The sequence below is a fragment of the Methylobacterium frigidaeris genome (assembly GCF_022179185.1).
Lineage (GTDB): Bacteria > Pseudomonadota > Alphaproteobacteria > Rhizobiales > Beijerinckiaceae > Methylobacterium > Methylobacterium frigidaeris.
Map to the genome: position 1 here is coordinate 1 of NZ_BPQJ01000111.1, position 1,877 is coordinate 1,877.

General features: G+C 58.4%; 3 protein-coding genes. 2 read left to right on the forward strand and 1 reads right to left on the reverse strand.

The window, feature by feature from the left end:
- The first annotated feature begins 308 nt into the window (after window positions 1-308).
- Complete coding sequence (locus MFF64_RS36410; protein ID WP_238193885.1) at window positions 309-662, forward strand: hypothetical protein; 354 nt, start codon at window positions 309-311, stop codon at window positions 660-662.
- A gap of 30 nt (window positions 663-692) precedes the next feature.
- Here MFF64_RS36410 and MFF64_RS36415 read toward each other — a convergent pair whose 3' ends face one another.
- The gene (locus MFF64_RS36415; protein WP_238193887.1) at window positions 693-923 is read right to left on the reverse strand and encodes a hypothetical protein; all 231 of its coding nucleotides are present in this window, start codon (window positions 921-923) and stop codon (window positions 693-695) included.
- 535 nt (window positions 924-1,458) lie between these two features.
- Here MFF64_RS36415 and MFF64_RS36420 point away from each other — a divergent pair.
- A complete protein-coding gene (locus MFF64_RS36420; RefSeq protein ID WP_238193889.1) occupies window positions 1,459-1,686 on the forward strand; it encodes a hypothetical protein in 228 nt (75 codons plus the stop codon).
- Window positions 1,687-1,877: the final 191 nt, after the last annotated feature.

Here is a 1,877-nt window from a genome sequence, read left to right on the forward strand (position 1 = left end):
AACGCCGACACTGCACTAACTTTGAACTTGGACCACCTCGTGGGGGCCGATCAATGATGTAGCTCATCGATCCTCCTTGGCGCCTAGCGAGCCCGAGCGCGACAATGGCCCTTCACTCCCGTGGTGATCAGATGCAAGAAGCCCCGTCACACCGGGCCGTCACGACGAGGCTCCCAGCCACGGGCGGGGGCTGCCGGTCGACGGAAGCGTGACGGCAACATGGTTAATGATTCGTTGTCACCATGAACACGTTATGGTTGTAATTCTCCCGTGAAGGAAGCAATCTCGGCTGCAAAGCGGGGGCACGCATGCAGATCCGAGCTGGGGAAAGGCTGCGCCTGACGATGTCAGGGGCGGGAAACCGCATTGTCGTTAGCCTCAACACGTTCGCGCTCACCGAGCCAGCTGTCGAAGGTCTGGATCCTTCTCGCGATGGCTTCACCTACGACGTCACGTCCTGGTTGAGACCCGGTCGGAACATTCTCACCGTCGTTCTCATCGGTTCGACAGCCATGCCGCCCTTCCGGTTGGTGGCCGAGCGTGCTGGACGCTCGCTCCTCCTGCTCGACGAGACGGAGTTCCTGCCTACGGTCACACCGTGGCGGTTATGGACGACGACGATCGAGGCTCTGCTCGACCCCGTGGTGAACGGAGCAGGGTAGAACCTTACCCGTGCCGAGTGGTTGGGAACATCAACCGAGATCGGTCGGCTTGGGCAGATCATGCCGAACAGACCAGATCAGGGTGTCGCGCTCATCGCTGAGCATGCCGATCCCGGCCTGCCCGGCCAAGACCTGGCTAATACGTTCTTCAGCCTGCGCCACAGCTTCTGTCGTAGTTCTGACAGTCAGCCACTCGCTATGAGTGTCCATGCCGCCGTTCGTGGTCCGGCGGTGGAGGATCCGCAGCTGGAATTTTAGCATGAAGCGCCTCCTTGTCCGCCTCAAAGGTGAGCAAGAAACCGGAGCGTCGACGTTATCCAAAAGCAAGCGCTTCGGAATGCTCACAGGAATGACGGCCTACTTCGACTGATTTGTTGGGACCGGATTTGAGCCGATGCGCGAGCGGGTCGTCCCATTGCGTGGGGGAGTCGGGAATGTTGCTCGATGTCGGTGCTATGCCGGGCACCACTGCAGCTAAGTCATTGTAGCAGAAGCAATACATCGCAAGCAATGAACGAATACAACTCTGAGTACAGCGCGAAGCCCCGCATGAAACGGACATGCTTGCCGGCCAAGAAGCATCGTATTTGCAAGCACATAGGGGCTTGTAGCTGATTGAAGCATGAAATTCTAGCTTTGGAGCCATCCAGGGCGGTTGTGCATCAGGAAATAATCTGTTTACGATGTCCGCAGAAGCAGACAAAAACCGCATCATTGGGTGGCAAGGCGATATGTGCTTTCTCTAACGAGAGGCTGATGTTGCATGTCAAATACTGGTGTGTTGAAGTTGCGCAAAATGGCACAGGAAGATGTCCCGACTTACCGGGCCTATCTGATCGGTGCCGATAACCGGATTTTTGCGGCTCACATCATTGACGCGCGAAGCGACGACGAAGCCACAGCCGGTGCTCGCGCGATTGCTGGTACATCAAGCGCGGAAGTGTGGGAGCGCAGTCGCCGGATCACGAGGTTCGATCCTGAACTGCCGGGCGGGGCGGCATCACGAGAGTATCGTCGGCTCTGAGGCAGATCTAAGGTGATCACGCGCCCGCCGATCCCGATGGCTTCAATCTGGGGTGAAAGCCTCCAGCCGCTTTTCACCTGACCTGCGCTGGTCCGCGCGTCATCCGATCAGCCGAACGGCTTTGCCTTTGTCGATCTCGGCCTCGTTGTAGTAGCGCGCCGCCTGCTGCACCGAGCGGTGCTGCGAGAGCT